The sequence below is a fragment of the Campylobacter sp. US50a genome (assembly GCF_004379015.1).
In the GTDB taxonomy this organism is placed as follows: domain Bacteria; phylum Campylobacterota; class Campylobacteria; order Campylobacterales; family Campylobacteraceae; genus Campylobacter_D; species Campylobacter_D jejuni.
Genome location: NZ_RYYJ01000083.1, coordinates 1 through 320, shown reverse-complemented (window position 1 = coordinate 320; position 320 = coordinate 1). Strand labels below are relative to the sequence as shown.

The following is a 320-nucleotide window of genomic DNA, read 5'->3' as shown; positions in this document are numbered from 1 at the left end:
ATTATCTTTACTCCAAGTTTTAAAGCTAAACCTAAAGCTCCTAATAGCACTCAAGGTATTGTTATAGGAGAGAGTAAAGATATAGAAAGTGAGAGAAACACTATTTATACAGATGAATATGGAAGGGTTAAGGTAAGGATTAATCTTTATGCCAATCAAGAAGAATTAGATAATAATACTTTTATTACAAATGATATAGATACAAATTCTTCTAATTTATCAAGCAATACTTACAAATCTTACCATCACACTCCTTTTTTAAGAGTAGCTTCTAGTATAGCAAGTAATCATTCAGGTTTTTTTCATACTCCAAGAATAGG

General features: G+C 29.1%; 1 pseudogene. It reads left to right on the top strand.

Annotation, left to right across the window (positions count from 1 at the left end):
• Positions 1-320, top strand: a pseudogene (locus ELQ11_RS09755) (hypothetical protein); the annotation flags it as partial.